The 13,950-nt window shown below is 60.6% G+C and carries 10 protein-coding genes; 6 read left to right on the top strand and 4 right to left on the bottom strand.

Going from position 1 to position 13,950, the window contains the following annotated elements; genetic code table 11:
- Nucleotides 1–263 precede the first annotated feature (263 nt).
- Nucleotides 264–3,158: a ribonucleoside-diphosphate reductase subunit alpha gene (locus tag BLU52_RS17730; protein ID WP_090285353.1), complete on the bottom strand. Its 2,895-nt coding sequence runs from the start codon at nt 3,156–3,158 to the stop codon at nt 264–266.
- A 770-nt stretch (nt 3,159–3,928) separates the two neighbouring features.
- On the opposite strand from BLU52_RS17730, the gene BLU52_RS17725 reads away from it, so the two are divergent.
- Together BLU52_RS17725 and BLU52_RS17720 are read left to right on the top strand one after the other, a co-directional pair.
- On the top strand, nt 3,929–4,651 hold the full coding sequence (locus tag BLU52_RS17725) for a response regulator transcription factor (RefSeq protein ID WP_090285351.1): 723 nt from the start codon (nt 3,929–3,931) through the stop codon (nt 4,649–4,651).
- A complete protein-coding gene (locus tag BLU52_RS17720; RefSeq protein ID WP_090285349.1) occupies nt 4,648–6,258 on the top strand; it encodes an ATP-binding protein in 1,611 nt (536 codons plus the stop codon). The genes BLU52_RS17725 and BLU52_RS17720 overlap by 4 nt, the downstream gene beginning before the upstream one ends.
- A gap of 117 nt (nt 6,259–6,375) precedes the next feature.
- On the opposite strand, the gene BLU52_RS17715 is transcribed toward BLU52_RS17720, so the two are convergent.
- A complete protein-coding gene (locus tag BLU52_RS17715) occupies nt 6,376–7,101 on the bottom strand; it encodes a 4'-phosphopantetheinyl transferase family protein (protein WP_090285348.1) in 726 nt (241 codons plus the stop codon).
- A 196-nt stretch (nt 7,102–7,297) separates the two neighbouring features.
- Complete coding sequence (locus tag BLU52_RS17710) at nt 7,298–8,089, bottom strand: dienelactone hydrolase family protein (protein WP_090285346.1); 792 nt, start codon at nt 8,087–8,089, stop codon at nt 7,298–7,300.
- A gap of 143 nt (nt 8,090–8,232) precedes the next feature.
- Between BLU52_RS17710 and BLU52_RS17705 the strand changes: the two genes are divergently transcribed.
- The 3 genes from BLU52_RS17705 (at nt 8,233) to BLU52_RS17695 (ending at nt 11,009) form a co-directional block, all read left to right on the top strand.
- Nucleotides 8,233–8,838 (top strand): porin family protein, encoded by a 606-nt coding sequence (locus BLU52_RS17705; protein ID WP_090285344.1) that lies wholly within the window; start codon nt 8,233–8,235, stop codon nt 8,836–8,838.
- 150 nt (nt 8,839–8,988) lie between these two features.
- Nucleotides 8,989–9,666 (top strand): response regulator transcription factor, encoded by a 678-nt coding sequence (locus BLU52_RS17700; RefSeq protein WP_042560510.1) that lies wholly within the window; start codon nt 8,989–8,991, stop codon nt 9,664–9,666.
- Nucleotides 9,663–11,009, top strand: coding sequence for an ATP-binding protein (locus BLU52_RS17695; RefSeq protein ID WP_090285342.1), 1,347 nt, complete (start codon nt 9,663–9,665; stop codon nt 11,007–11,009). Before BLU52_RS17700 ends, BLU52_RS17695 begins: the two co-directional genes overlap by 4 nt.
- Nucleotides 11,010–11,176: 167 nt before the next feature.
- Here the strand turns inward: BLU52_RS17695 and BLU52_RS17690 are convergent, their stop codons facing one another.
- Nucleotides 11,177–12,175 (bottom strand): AraC family transcriptional regulator, encoded by a 999-nt coding sequence (locus BLU52_RS17690; protein WP_090285340.1) that lies wholly within the window; start codon nt 12,173–12,175, stop codon nt 11,177–11,179.
- A gap of 346 nt (nt 12,176–12,521) precedes the next feature.
- On the opposite strand from BLU52_RS17690, the gene BLU52_RS17685 reads away from it, so the two are divergent.
- Nucleotides 12,522–13,856 (top strand): dicarboxylate/amino acid:cation symporter, encoded by a 1,335-nt coding sequence (locus BLU52_RS17685; RefSeq protein WP_090285338.1) that lies wholly within the window; start codon nt 12,522–12,524, stop codon nt 13,854–13,856.
- The last annotated feature ends 94 nt before the right edge of the window (nt 13,857–13,950 follow it).

Below are 13,950 nucleotides of genomic sequence, written 5' to 3'. Positions count from 1 at the left end.
GAAGGAACCCCGAGCCCCAGCGAGGGGCCGAACGCCGGGGCAAAGTCTTTTGCTTACTTTTTGCTGGGCCGGCACTCCGGTGTTTGAAAAAGTGAGTCGCTGTAAGAGCGAAACCGCCAGCGGCACCACCCGCAGCAACGGATATGCCCCCAATCTACCAATCCCCAATCCCCAAAAAAGAAAACCCCCGACAAACCAGAAGTCTGTCGGAGGTTTTCCATTGGGAGGTCTCAGGCGTCTCGCAACGCCCGAGTCAGCTCAGCTTATTGGCAAGCTTCGCAATCCGGCTCGTCAATCGCGCAGGCCTTTGGCACGGGTGCCGGACCGGCTGGAGCGGTCAGGACCGAATCATCACCATGGTTGCCGCCGCTGGAAACAGCGTTCAGCTTGCCGGTGTTGATGGTCGACTTCTCGGTGCTGGTCGCGGCCAGGGCACGGAGGTAGTAGGTGGTTTTCAGACCACGGTACCAGGCCATGCGGTAGGTCACGTCGAGCTTCTTGCCCGAGGCGCCGGCGATGTACAGGTTCAGCGACTGGGCCTGGTCGATCCACTTCTGACGGCGGCTGGCGGCGTCAACGATCCACTTGGTGTCCACTTCGAACGCGGTCGCGTAGAGCTCTTTGAGTTCTTGCGGGATGCGTTCGATCTGCTGAACCGAACCGTCGTAGTACTTCAGGTCGTTGATCATGACCGAGTCCCACAGACCGCGCGCTTTCAGGTCGCGAACCAGGTACGGGTTGATCACGGTGAATTCGCCCGACAGGTTCGATTTCACGTACAGGTTCTGGTAGGTCGGTTCGATCGACTGCGATACGCCGGTGATGTTGGCGATGGTTGCGGTCGGTGCGATGGCCATGATGTTCGAGTTACGGATGCCTTTCTGTACACGGGCGCGAACCGGTGCCCAGTCGAGGCTTTCGTTCAAGTCGACATCGATGTACTTCTGGCCGCGCTGTTCGATCAGGATCTGTTGCGAATCCAGCGGCAGGATGCCCTTGGACCACAGCGAACCGCTGAACGTCTCGTACGCACCGCGCTCGTCGGCCAGGTCGCAGGAGGCCTGGATCGCGTAGTAGCTGACCGCTTCCATCGACTTGTCGGCGAATTCGACAGCCGCGTCGGAACCGTAAGGGATGTGCTGCAGGTACAAAGCGTCCTGGAAGCCCATGATGCCCAGACCGACCGGACGGTGGCGGAAGTTGGAGTTCTTCGCTTGCGGCACCGAGTAGTAGTTGATGTCGATCACGTTATCGAGCATGCGCACGGCGGTGTTGACGGTGCGTTGCAGCTTGGCGGTATCGAGCTTGCCGTCGACGATGTGGTTCGGCAGGTTGATCGAGCCCAGGTTGCAGACGGCGATCTCGTCCTTGTTGGTGTTCAAGGTGATCTCGGTGCACAGGTTCGAGCTGTGGACCACGCCGACGTGCTGCTGCGGGCTACGCAGGTTGCACGGGTCTTTGAAGGTCAGCCATGGGTGGCCGGTTTCAAACAGCATGGACAGCATCTTGCGCCACAGGTCTTTGGCCTGGATGGTCTTGAACAGTTTGACCTTGCCTGGGTATTCGGTCAGCGCTTCGTAGTACTCGTAACGTTCTTCGAAGGCTTTACCGGTCAGGTCGTGCAGGTCCGGAACTTCCGATGGCGAGAACAGGGTCCACTTGCCGTCATCGAAGACGCGCTTCATGAACAGGTCAGGGATCCAGTTGGCGGTGTTCATGTCGTGGGTACGACGACGATCGTCACCGGTGTTCTTGCGCAGCTCGATGAACTCTTCGATGTCCATGTGCCAGGTTTCCAGGTAGGCACACACAGCGCCTTTGCGCTTGCCACCCTGGTTCACGGCCACAGCGGTGTCGTTCACTACTTTGAGGAACGGCACCACGCCTTGCGACTTGCCGTTGGTGCCCTTGATGTACGAGCCCAGCGCACGCACAGGGGTCCAGTCGTTGCCCAGGCCACCGGCGAATTTCGACAGCATGGCGTTGTCGTGGATCGCGTGGTAAATGCCCGACAGGTCATCCGGCACGGTGGTCAGGTAGCAGCTCGACAGCTGTGGACGCAGGGTGCCGGCGTTGAACAGGGTCGGAGTCGACGCCATGTAGTCGAACGAGGACAGCAGGTTGTAGAACTCGATCGCACGGTCTTCTTTCTGCTTCTCTTCGATCGCAAGACCCATGGCCACGCGCATGAAGAAGATCTGCGGCAGTTCGAAACGCACGCCATCCTTGTGGATGAAGTAACGGTCGTACAGGGTCTGCAGGCCCAAGTAGGTGAATTGCTGATCGCGCTCGTGGTTGATCGCCTTGCCCAGTTTTTCCAGGTCGAAGGAGGCCAGCACAGGGTTCAGCAGTTCGAACTCGATACCTTTGGCGATGTAGGCCGGCAGTGCCTTGGCGTACAGGTCAGCCATTTCGTGGTGAGTGGCGCTTTCGGCGACACCGAGGAAACCCAGGCCTTCGGCCCGCAGGGTGTCCATCAGCAGGCGGGCGGTGACGAACGAGTAGTTCGGCTCACGCTCGACCAGGGTACGCGCAGTCATGACCAGTGCGGTGTTGACGTCGGTCAGGGCCACGCCGTCGTAGAGGTTTTTCAGGGTTTCGCGCTGGATCAGGTCGCCGTCGACTTCTTCCAGGCCTTCGCAGGCTTCGGTGACGATGGTGTTCAGGCGGCCCATGTCCAGCGGCGCCAGGCTACCGTCGGTGCGGGTGATGCGGATCGACGGGTGTGCGTTGACGGCGGCTTCGGCCGGCGCGTGGGCAGCGCGTTCTTTCGAACGACCGTCGCGGTAGATCACGTAGTCACGGGCCACTTTCTGCTCGCCGGCACGCATCAGGGCCAGTTCGACCTGGTCCTGGATTTCTTCGATGTGGATGGTGCCGCCCGACGGCATGCGACGCTTGAAGGTCGCGGTGACCTGTTCGGTCAGGCGGGCCACGGTGTCATGGATTCGCGACGAAGCGGCAGCGGTGCCGCCCTCAACTGCGAGAAACGCTTTGGTGATAGCGACGGTGATCTTGTCATCAGTGTAAGGAACGACAGTGCCATTACGCTTGATCACGCGCAGCTGGCCAGGCGCGGTAGCTGCCAGATCCGAAGTCGAATCGGCGGCCTGCGGCAAGGTGCCCTGCGGGTTCTCGCGAGTTGTGTCGGTTTGCATGGGGGGTGGTCTCCACATTCTCTATGTTTGTTTGGCACCGTCATGGTGCTCACCGTTCTGTACCGAAGCACTGCAACCGACTTGCGTCGGCAATTACCACTTCGGAACAGACGAAAAAGGCTGCAACGCCGCGTCCCTGCCGAAGTTCTGGTTGCGGGCCAATGCCCGAAACCGGATTCCCTCCCGGGTGACAGTAATGACTGCAACACCCATACCGTTTTGTCCGCTTCGGACTAAAAAAACGGTGCCATCCGCAAGCGCGGTTTGGGCTTCGAAAAACTTGCTTCGTTCCACCTGAAACTCGCAATAAAGCGCTTGAGTTTCAGGTCTGAAATGTGGTTGGGCACTTAAGGCAAAAACCCTACATGTAGGGTCTCTGTTTTCGCCGTGCTACAAGATAATGCGTTTTGAGGGGGCTTGCAACGTACTGGCTGTGGATAAGCCTGTGCGTAAATTGTGTAAGAAACAGGGAAAACGCGTGTAGGCCGCGAACCGGCTGAGCCAGACCGTTTGTCACTGTTTTTTTGCCCGGAAAAAACGCTTCAGCGGTTTTTTAAGGGCGCGAACCCTACCATAGTTTTTCGCCTGGTCCGAACGCATTTACCGACTTGTTTTCCGGGTGATCGGCGTTTATACAATCGCTGGCGGCGTGGGCATTCTTATCCTCCTTGAACATGACAAAAAGACGGGAGGATGGCGAAAGTCCTGCAGGTCCCGTGTTGGTCAGCAGATCCTCCATTATCAATAACAACAGCAAGCAGAGGTCACCGGTGGAGCAACAAACCTTTCAGGTATTGATCGTCGAGGATGACCAGCGTCTGGCCGAGCTGACGCGTGACTACCTGCAAGCCAATGGATTGCGCGTGGATATCGAAGGCAATGGCGCGCTGGCGGCGGCACGGATCATCAAGGAACAGCCGGACCTGGTCATCCTTGACCTGATGCTGCCCGGCGAAGACGGTCTGAGCATCTGTCGCAAGGTACGCACTCAGTTCGACGGGCCGATCCTGATGCTCACCGCGCGCACCGACGACGCGGACCAGATTCAGGGACTGGACATCGGGGCCGACGATTACGTGTGCAAGCCGGTGCGCCCGCGCCTGTTGCTGGCGCGGATCCAGGCGTTGTTGCGGCGCAGTGACAGCGCGGAACCGGCCGCGGAGAAATCCCGTCGTCTGCAATTCGGGCCGTTGGTGGTCGATAACGCCTTGCGCGAAGCCTGGCTGAATGAGATTGGCATCGAACTGACCAGCGCCGAATTCGACCTGCTCTGGCTGTTGGTCGCCAACGCCGGGCGCATCTTGTCCCGCGAAGAAATCTTCACCGCGTTGCGCGGTATCGGCTATGACGGCCAGGACCGCTCGATCGATGTACGCATTTCGCGGATCCGCCCGAAAATCGGCGATGACCCCGACCATCCGCGCCTGATCAAGACCATTCGCAGCAAAGGCTATCTGTTTGTCCCCGAAGCCTGCGTAGACCTTTCGTTGTGAACTCGATCTTCCTGCGCATCTATGGCGGCATGTGCGCCGCGCTGATTCTGGTCGCTGTGCTCGGCGTGCTGGCGCTGCACTTGCTCAATCAGGTGCGCAGCGAGCAATACCGTGAACGTCTGGCCCACGGCACATTTTCGCTGATGGCCGACAATCTGCAGCCGATGAACGAAACCGAGCGCCATCGCGCACTGCTGGTGTGGGAGCGTTTGCTCGGCATCCCGCTGGCGCTGAAGAAATTTACCGAAACGGACCTCGATCTGACCCAGCGCACCCGAGTGCAGCGCGGGCAGGCGCTGGTCGAACAAACCGGCCCGCACGCGGCCAGGGTCTATCGGCTGGTCAGCGACAAGGAACAACTGGTGCTCACCGGTGAAGTGCAGCAGATCAGTGAGCAACTGGCCCGGGCGACGATTTATCTCTTGGCCGACGAACTGGTGCGCGTACCGGTTGCCGAGCAGCCGAAACGCCTGGCGCAGATAAAGGAAGAAAAAGGCTTTGGGTTCGACTTGCGTCTGGTCACGGTGGACGACGCCGACATGGACGAAGACCAGAGCCGCCGCGTTTCGGAGGGCGACACGGTGATGGCGCTGGGCAAGGGCGGCGACTCGATCCGCGTATTCGCCGGCATGGTCGGCACGCCGTGGGTGCTGGAAATCGGCCCGCTGTATCAGATGAACCCGTACCCGCCGGAATGGCTGGTGCTGATCGCCGCGTTGGGCCTGACGTTGATCGGGCTGATCGTTTATCTGCTGGTGCGGCAGCTCGAGCGGCGCTTGCGTGGCCTTGAAGCCGCAGCCACGCGCATCGCCAAGGGCAGCCTCGAAACCCGGGTGCCGGCGCGCGGTGCCGACTCGGTCGGGCGGCTGGCCGCGGCGTTCAATGGCATGGCCGAGCACTTGCAGCAATTGCTGGCGATCCAGCGCGAACTGGTGCGCGCGGTGTCCCACGAATTGCGCACGCCGGTGGCGCGTTTGCGTTTCGGTCTGGAGATGATCGGCTCGGCGACCACGCCGCAAGCCCTGGAAAAGTACCGCGAGGGCATGGACCACGACATCGAGGACCTCGATAAGCTGGTCGATGAAATGCTCACCTATGCGCGCCTGGAGCAGGGTTCGCCGGCGTTGACCTTCCAGCGTGTCGACCTCGATGCGTTGGTCAATCAAGTGATCGCAGAGCTGGCGCCCCTACGCGCCGAAGTCACCGTGCAGCGCGGTTTGTGCCTGTCCGCCGCCGATAATGACGATGCCTGGGTCGAGGCTGAGCCGCGTTATCTGCACCGTGCGTTGCAGAATCTGGTGAGCAACGCCATGCGCCATGCCCGCGGCAACGTGACGGTGAGTTATCAGGTCGGGCAATTACGCTGCCGGGTCGATGTCGAGGATGACGGCCCGGGTGTGCCGGAAGTGGCTTGGGAACGGATTTTCACGCCGTTCCTGCGTCTGGATGACAGCCGCACGCGAGCGTCGGGCGGGCATGGTCTGGGGTTGTCGATCGTGCGCCGGATCATTCACTGGCACGACGGCCGAGCGATCATCGGCAAGAGCAAAAGCCTGGGTGGGGCGTGTTTCAGTTTGAGCTGGCCAAGGAATCAGGAACGGCGGTAGGTTGTGTGGTAGCAGGGCTGGCCCCATCGCGAGCAGGCTCACTCCTACATTTGGAATGCGTTTCCCTTGTAGGAGTGAGCCTGCTCGCGATGGGGCCAGAGCTAACAATGCAAAACTTCAGGCAGGAATGCTGACCAGACTCAACACCTGTTCATCCCGAACCGCAAACTGCGCCTCCAGCTCCGTGCCGTTGTGCCACTCGCTCGACAAATCCGTCAGCAAGCGCAACCTCACGGCGCCAGCCTCGGTCCATTCCAGCACTTCGGCATGCTCAAAATAAAAGCGCTGCTGCACGATCGGGTAGAGCGCCTTGAACAAACTTTCCTTGACCGAAAATGTCAGCGTCACCCACAGCGCCCGTAGCTCTTTCGAACCGGCGGCCATGCGCTGCATTTCCGCTGGGGTGAGAATTTCACCGGCCAGACGCTCGGCGCGTTCAGCGCTCAGCAGGTTTTCCAGATCCATGCCCAGACCGCGCCAGTGTTGCTTGTTGCCGACAATCGCGGCGGCGCGACCGCTGCTGTGAGTGATCGAGCCGCAGATAGGCGCCGGCCACACCGGCGCGCGGTCTTCGCCAATCGCCGGAACCGCGCCGTTACCCTGCAATTGTTGCAACGCCGCGCGGGCGCAAATTCGCCCCGCGAGAAACTCGGCCTGACGCTTGGCCACCGAGCGCTGAATGCTTGGCGGCGCCACGATCGCGCTGCGCTGAAAATCATCAGCCAGCAATTGGGCCGGATCGAATTGCGTGCTGATCAGCACGGTGTCGGGCAACACGATCGGCAACGGCCAATGGCTGTCGAGCGCGGTGCAGCAGGCGGGAAGGGGAGGGGTGAAATTCATGGCGGGTATTTTGCCGGTTAGTCGAGGCAAGGTCGAGAACGGCGGTGCGGCCTTCGCGAGCAGGCTCCCACGACCGTCGTACAGATCGTTCCCATGCTTCGCGTGGCATTGCCGCCCGGGACGCTCCGCGTCCACACATGCGTGACGCAGAGCGTCACACCCACGCAGAGCGTGGGAACGATCGGGGTAGGCGCTCTCAGCCGAAGATCTGCTTGAAAAACGCCTGCATGTCCGCCCAGGACTTTTCATCCGCGGCCTTGTTGTAACCAATATCCGGGCCGCCATGCTCACCATGACTCAGGCGATCCGCATCGGGATTGCTGAAGCCATGCTTGGCGCCATCAAGGCTGACAAACTTGTAGTCGGCCCAAGCCTTGTCCATTTCCGCCTTGAACGCAGTGACGTTGTCGGCGGTGACCATGCTGTCCAGCGCGCCGTGCTCGACCAGAATCTTCGCCTTGACGCTGCCGGGCGTAGCCGGGGTCTTGGTGGCCAGCGCGCCGTGGAAACTCACCACGCCCGCCAGCGGCACACCTTGACGCGCCGCGTTCAGCACCACAGCGCCGCCGAAGCAGTAACCGATCGCGGCGATTTTATCCGCGTCGGTCTGTGCTTGTTTCTTCAGTAAATTCAGCCCCGCCTCGAAGCGCTTGCTGGACGCCGCCGCATCCTGAGTCGCCGCCTGCATGAACGCCATCGCGTCTTTCGGGTGTTCGGTGTTTTTGCCGTCGCCGTACATATCGATCGCCATCGCGCTGTAGCCCAGCGCGGCGAGATCACGGGCACGGCGCTTGGCGTAATCGTTCAGCCCCCACCATTCGTGAACCACAACGACACCGGGGCGCTTGCCTTTGATGGCGTCGTCATAGGCGTAGTAACCGATCAGTTTTGTACCGTCGGCGCTCTGGTAGGGGATTTCTTCGGTCTTGATCGCCGCCTGGGTGAGGCTGCTGACGGCCAGCAAGGTGAGGGCAAGGAACAAGCGCATGATCGGGTCTCCTTCGCGAAAGTGGTCAGAACAGCCTAGTCGATTTGATTCAGGTCAGGTTCAGAGACGGTTCAGGGCCGGTACAGGGGCCGCTCAGTAATCTTGCGCCATACCCCAACAGCACTGTGCAAGAGGAACTACCCATGACTCGTTTGAACAAACTGTTGCTGGCTTTGAGCGTCATGAGCGCCAGTATCGCGGCCCAGGCCGACACGTCTTCGAACTTCGCCGGCCTGACCTTCGGCCAGACCAGTGACAAGATCGACAAGTCCCGCTCCTTGAACAACAACCTCGACCACCCCAATGCCACCGGCGCCATCGACGGCAACAACACGTACGGCGTGCGCCTCGGTCAGCAAAACAGCCAGGGCCGCTACTACGCCACTTACGACAACGTGTCGGGCTCGCACAATGGCATTAAACTGCGCCAGGAAAACTTGCTGGGCAGTTACGATCTGTTCTACCCGGTGGGCGGCAGCACCAAATTGTTCGGCGGCGCCACGGCCGGTTTGACCAAGCTGACTCAGGATTCGCCAGGCTACAGCCGCGACAGTGACATCGGTTACGCCGTCGGTGGTCAGCTCGGTGTGTTGCAGCAAGTCTCGCAGAACACCTCGGTCGAACTCGGTTACCGTTACCTGCGCAGCAATGCCAGCACCGAGATGAAAGAAAGCGGCGGCAGCAAGCAGGGCTCGCTGGACTTGACCAGCAGCGCACAGACTTATCTGTCGGCCAACTATTATTTCTAAGTCGGTCGCCTCGGTACCTGTGGGAGCCAGCCTGCTGGCGATAGCGCCCTGACATTCGACGATATTTGTCGGCTGCCAAATTGCAATCGCCAGCAGGCCGGCTCCCCACAGGGGTTGTCTGGAGATTTTTGAATTGCCTGGGAGAGCTGTATGAAACTGTTGGTCGTCGAAGATGAAGCGCTGTTGCGCCATCATCTGCAAACCCGCCTCACCGAGAGCGGTCATGTGGTCGAATCCGTGGCCAATGCCGAGGAGGCGCTGTACCAGACCGGACAGTTCAACTTCGACCTGGCGGTGATCGACCTTGGCTTGCCGGGCATGGGCGGGCTCGACCTGATCCGCCAGTTGCGCTCGGGCGGCAAGACCTTCCCGATCCTCATTCTCACGGCGCGCGGCAACTGGCAGGACAAGGTCGAAGGCCTCGCTGCGGGCGCCGATGATTACGTGGTCAAGCCGTTCCAGTTCGAAGAACTCGACGCACGCCTGAATGCCTTGCTGCGCCGCTCCAGTGGTTTCACTCAGTCGACCATTGTTGCCGGGCCGCTGCTGCTCGACCTCAATCGCAAGCAGGCCAGCCTCGACGAACAGCCACTGGCGCTGACAGCCTACGAGTACCGCATTCTCGAATACCTGATGCGCCACCATCAACAAGTGGTGCCCAAGGATCGCCTGATGGAACAACTCTACCCGGACGACGACGAGCGCGATCCGAACGTGATCGAAGTGCTGGTCGGCCGTCTGCGGCGCAAACTCGAAGGCCCGGCCGGGTTCAAACCGATCGATACCGTGCGCGGCCTCGGCTATCTGTTCAATGAGCGCTGCACTTGATCCGTTCCCTTCGCGTTCGTTTGATGCTCGCCGCCACCACGTTGGCGGTGTTGTTCATGCTCGCCTTGCTCCCGGCCATGCAAGGCGCGTTCAGCCTGGCCTTGCAGGATTCGATCGAGCAGCGCCTGGCCTCGGACGTGACCACGCTGATTTCCGCCGCGCGCATTGAAAACGGTCGGCTGGTCATGCCGACGCAGTTGCCGGACGAGCGTTTCAACCTCACGGACTTCCGCTTGCTTGGCTACATCTATGATCGCGAAGGCCGTCTGGTCTGGCGTTCGAAGGCCACTCAGGAAGAACAGATCAACTACAAGCCGCGCTATGACGGACTCGGCAACGAGTTCGCGCGGATTCGCGAAAGCAACGGCCAGGAATTCTTCGTTTACGACGTGGAGGTGAAATTGCTCGGCGGCAAAAGCGCCGCGTTCAGCATCGTCGCCCTGCAACCGGTGCGTGAATACGAAACCACCCTCGAAGGCCTGCGCGAGAATCTCTATCTGGGCTTCGGCGCAGCCTTGCTGGTGTTGCTGGCGCTGCTGTGGATCGGCCTGACCTGGGGCCTCAAGGCCTTGCGCCGCCTCAGCCAGGAACTCGATGAAATCGAGGGCGGCACCCGCGAAAGCCTGACCGAAAAACATCCGCGCGAACTGCTGCGCCTGACCGGCTCGCTCAACCGCTTGCTGCTCAGCGAACGTCAGCAGCGCAGCCGCTACCGCGACTCCCTCGACGATCTCGCTCACAGCCTGAAAACCCCGCTGGCGGTACTGCAAGGGGTCAGCGAAGACATGGCCCAACGTCCGCAAGAGCGCGATCAGGCGTGGGTGCTGCAAAGTCAGATCGAACGCATGAGCCAGCAGATCAGCTATCAACTGCAACGGGCGAGCCTGCGCAAAAGCGGTCTGGTGCGCCATCAGGTCAAGCTGCGACCGGTGCTCAAAAGCCTGTGCGACACGCTGGACAAGGTCTATCGCGACAAGCAGGTGCGCGTGGTTTTCGATCTGCCTGAACATTGTTACGTGCCGATCGAGCAGGGCGCCTTGCTGGAAATGCTCGGCAACCTGCTGGAGAACGCCTATCGCCTGTGTCTGGGCGAAGTGCGCATCAGCATGCGCGAGTCGCTGGCCGGGGTTGAACTGTGCGTCGAAGACGACGGCCCCGGTGTGCCGTCGGATCAGCGCGCACGGATTCTTGAACGCGGCGAACGGCTGGATGCACAACATCCGGGGCAGGGTATCGGGCTGGCGGTGGTCAAGGACATCATCGAAAGCTACAACGCCCGACTGGCATTGGGCGACTCGCCGCTGGGCGGGGCGGCGTTCAGGATTCACTTTCCGGCGGTGTGAATGAGGCGGCTCTCACCCTAACCCTCTCCCTGGGGTAGAGGGGACTGACCGAAGTGGTTTGCGAAAATTGTCGACCTGCGCGATGGCAGCGCATTCGGATTCAATCCCCAATCAGTCCCCTCTCCCTCTGGGAGAGGGTTAGGGTGAGGGGCCATTGATTTTTCCACTTATAACTCCCGCGCCCGATAAGCCCCCGGGGTCAACCCGGTCCACTTCTTGAACGCCCGGTGAAACGCCGACGGCTCAGAGAAACCCAACTGCTCGGCAATCTGCTGCAACGACAGATCCGCGCGTCCCAAGTGATAGATGGCGATATCCCGCCGCAGTTGATCCTTGAGCTCCTGAAAACTGCTGCCTTCTTCGCGCAAATGCCGGCGCAAGGTCTGCGGGCTGATGTGCAGGTGCGCCGCAACCGCTTCCAGGTCCGGCCAGTGATTGCTGTCGCGGCTGAGCAAGCGGCGCAGGCGACTGCTCAGGCTGTCGCCGTCGTCCGGGCGTGAGAGCAGGTCCGCCGGTGAGCGTTCGAGGAAATGCTTGAGCGTGCGCTCGTCCTGCAACAACGGCATCGACAGATAACGGCTGTGAAACAGCAGGCTGCTGTGCTCGGCGCCGAAGCTCTGTGTGCAAGGGAACAGCAAGTCATATTCAGCACCATGGTCGGGGCGTGGGTAGCTGAAGGTCGCCTGTTCGAGGCGGATCCGCTGGCCGATCAACCAACTGCCGAGGCGATGCCAGATCACCAGCAGGCTTTCAGTGAGAAAGTGATCCGGATCCCACAACCGCGCGTCATCGAGACTTAAACGTACCCATTCATCTTCGCGGCTCAGCGTCAGCCGTGGCGCCTCGGGGAACAGGCTGTAAAACAGCAGGCCGCGCTGCAGCGCCTTCTCCAGGTTGCGGCAGTGGATCGAGGCGTGGCACATCATGGCGAAACTGCCGGGCTTGCTTGGTGCGTTGGCAAAGCCGAGGTATTCGTCGTCCAGCGCCAGCCACAGGCCCTGGATCAAACGGGCGAATTGTTCCGGTGCGAGGCGCGCACGCGGCTCTTCGAGCAGTTCCGGGCTGATCCCCAACTGCTCGAGCAGGCCTGAATAATCAAAGCCTTGGCGGCGCGCGCCGCCGAGGGCGGCACGGGCGAAATGACTGGCGATGGTGCGTTCACGCATGAGCGGCAGATCCTGTTCAGGCGACCGATGGTAGCGGCGAGCCTAGGGCGCAACAAGGCGGATTTCCGCCAAATTGCAGGACGAGGGCGGGCCAGTTGGCGGAAATCCGCCATGCACAGGTCACCGCTCGGTGACATGAAAATCTCCCTGAGCCCTGATATCAAAAGGCTGGCTGCCCATCGCACCAATCTGGCACGGCGTTTGCGATACAAGCGACAGAAGCGTGCATTTATCCCGTGGGAAAACGCCGCTCCAACAACAAATCCCTCCAGTGCAGGAGGGTTCGCAATTAAGGTTTCGCGGCCAACAGATGGATGTTGTCGCGGGACGCTTGAGGAAACCTGCAATGACGACTCGTCAGCCACTGTATAAATCCCTGTATTTCCAGGTGATCGTTGCCATCGCCATCGGCATCCTGCTCGGTCACTTCTACCCACAGACCGGTGTGGCGCTCAAGCCGCTGGGTGACGGGTTCATCAAGCTGATCAAAATGGTCATCGCCCCGATCATCTTCTGTACCGTTGTCAGCGGCATCGCCGGCATGCAGAACATGAAATCGGTGGGCAAGACCGGCGGCTACGCGCTGCTCTACTTCGAAATCGTTTCGACCATTGCCCTGCTGATCGGTCTGGTCGTGGTCAACGTCGTGCAACCGGGCGCCGGCATGCACATCGACGTCACCACCCTGGACGCCTCGAAAATCGCCACTTACGTGACGGCCAGTAAAGACCAGAGCATCGTTGGCTTCCTCCTCAACGTAATCCCGAACACCATCGTCGGCGCGTTCGCCACCGGTGACATCCTGCAAGTACTGATGTTCTCGGTGATCTTCGGCTACGCCCTGCATCGCCTGGGTTCGTACGGTCGTCCGCTGCTGGACATGATCGATCGCTTCGCCCACGTGATGTTCAACATCATCAACATGATCATGAAACTGGCGCCGCTGGGTGCCTTCGGTGCGATGGCCTTCACCATCGGTGCCTACGGTGTGGGCTCGCTGGTGCAACTGGGCCAGTTGATGATCTGCTTCTACATCACCTGCGTGCTGTTCGTGGTGCTGGTGCTGGGTGCGATCTGCCGTGCTCACGGTTTCAGCGTGTTCAAGCTGGTGCGTTACATCCGTGAAGAGCTGTTGATCGTACTGGGCACGTCCTCGTCGGAATCGGCGCTGCCACGCATGCTGATCAAGATGGAGCGTCTGGGCGCGAAGAAATCGGTTGTCGGTCTGGTGATCCCGACCGGCTACTCGTTCAACCTCGACGGTACGTCGATCTACCTGACCATGGCCGCGGTGTTCATCGCTCAAGCGACCGACACACACATGGACATCACTCACCAGATCACCTTGTTGCTGGTACTGCTGCTGTCCTCCAAAGGCGCAGCCGGTGTGACCGGTTCGGGCTTCATCGTGCTGGCCGCGACCCTGTCGGCGGTCGGTCACCTGCCGGTGGCCGGTCTGGCGCTGATCCTCGGTATCGACCGCTTCATGTCCGAAGCCCGCGCGCTGACCAACCTGGTCGGTAACGCCGTAGCCACCATCGTGGTTGCCAAGTGGGTCAAGGAGCTGGACACCGATCAACTGCAAGCCGAACTGGCTTCGGGTGGTCGCGGTATCGCCGAAACCCGTCCTGAAGACGACCTGGGTGTGGCTGAAGGCGCAACCCCGAGCAATGTGAAGTAAGCATCGCTTGCCTGGAAAAACCCGCTTCGGCGGGTTTTTTCATGCCTGCGATTCGAGCGTAACGGTCACACCCGCTGACATGTTCGGTGATTGC

The sequence above is a fragment of the Pseudomonas granadensis genome, from assembly GCF_900105485.1.
Lineage (GTDB): Bacteria > Pseudomonadota > Gammaproteobacteria > Pseudomonadales > Pseudomonadaceae > Aquipseudomonas > Aquipseudomonas granadensis.
This window is presented reverse-complemented; position numbering and strand designations above follow the sequence as displayed.

What these genes read in the sequence shown, in the direction of transcription:
- BLU52_RS17710 (WP_090285346.1), bottom strand. Translation starts at nt 8,089, where the DNA reads ATGCGCTTGTTCCTTGCCCTCACCTTGCTGGCCGTCAGCAGCCTCACC.
- BLU52_RS17685 (WP_090285338.1), top strand. Translation starts at nt 12,522, where the DNA reads ATGACGACTCGTCAGCCACTGTATAAATCCCTGTATTTCCAGGTGATC.
- BLU52_RS17705 (WP_090285344.1), top strand. Translation starts at nt 8,233, where the DNA reads ATGACTCGTTTGAACAAACTGTTGCTGGCTTTGAGCGTCATGAGCGCC.
- BLU52_RS17715 (WP_090285348.1), bottom strand. Translation starts at nt 7,101, where the DNA reads ATGAATTTCACCCCTCCCCTTCCCGCCTGCTGCACCGCGCTCGACAGC.
- BLU52_RS17700 (WP_042560510.1), top strand. Translation starts at nt 8,989, where the DNA reads ATGAAACTGTTGGTCGTCGAAGATGAAGCGCTGTTGCGCCATCATCTG.
- BLU52_RS17730 (WP_090285353.1), bottom strand. Translation starts at nt 3,158, where the DNA reads ATGCAAACCGACACAACTCGCGAGAACCCGCAGGGCACCTTGCCGCAG.
- BLU52_RS17690 (WP_090285340.1), bottom strand. Translation starts at nt 12,175, where the DNA reads ATGCGTGAACGCACCATCGCCAGTCATTTCGCCCGTGCCGCCCTCGGC.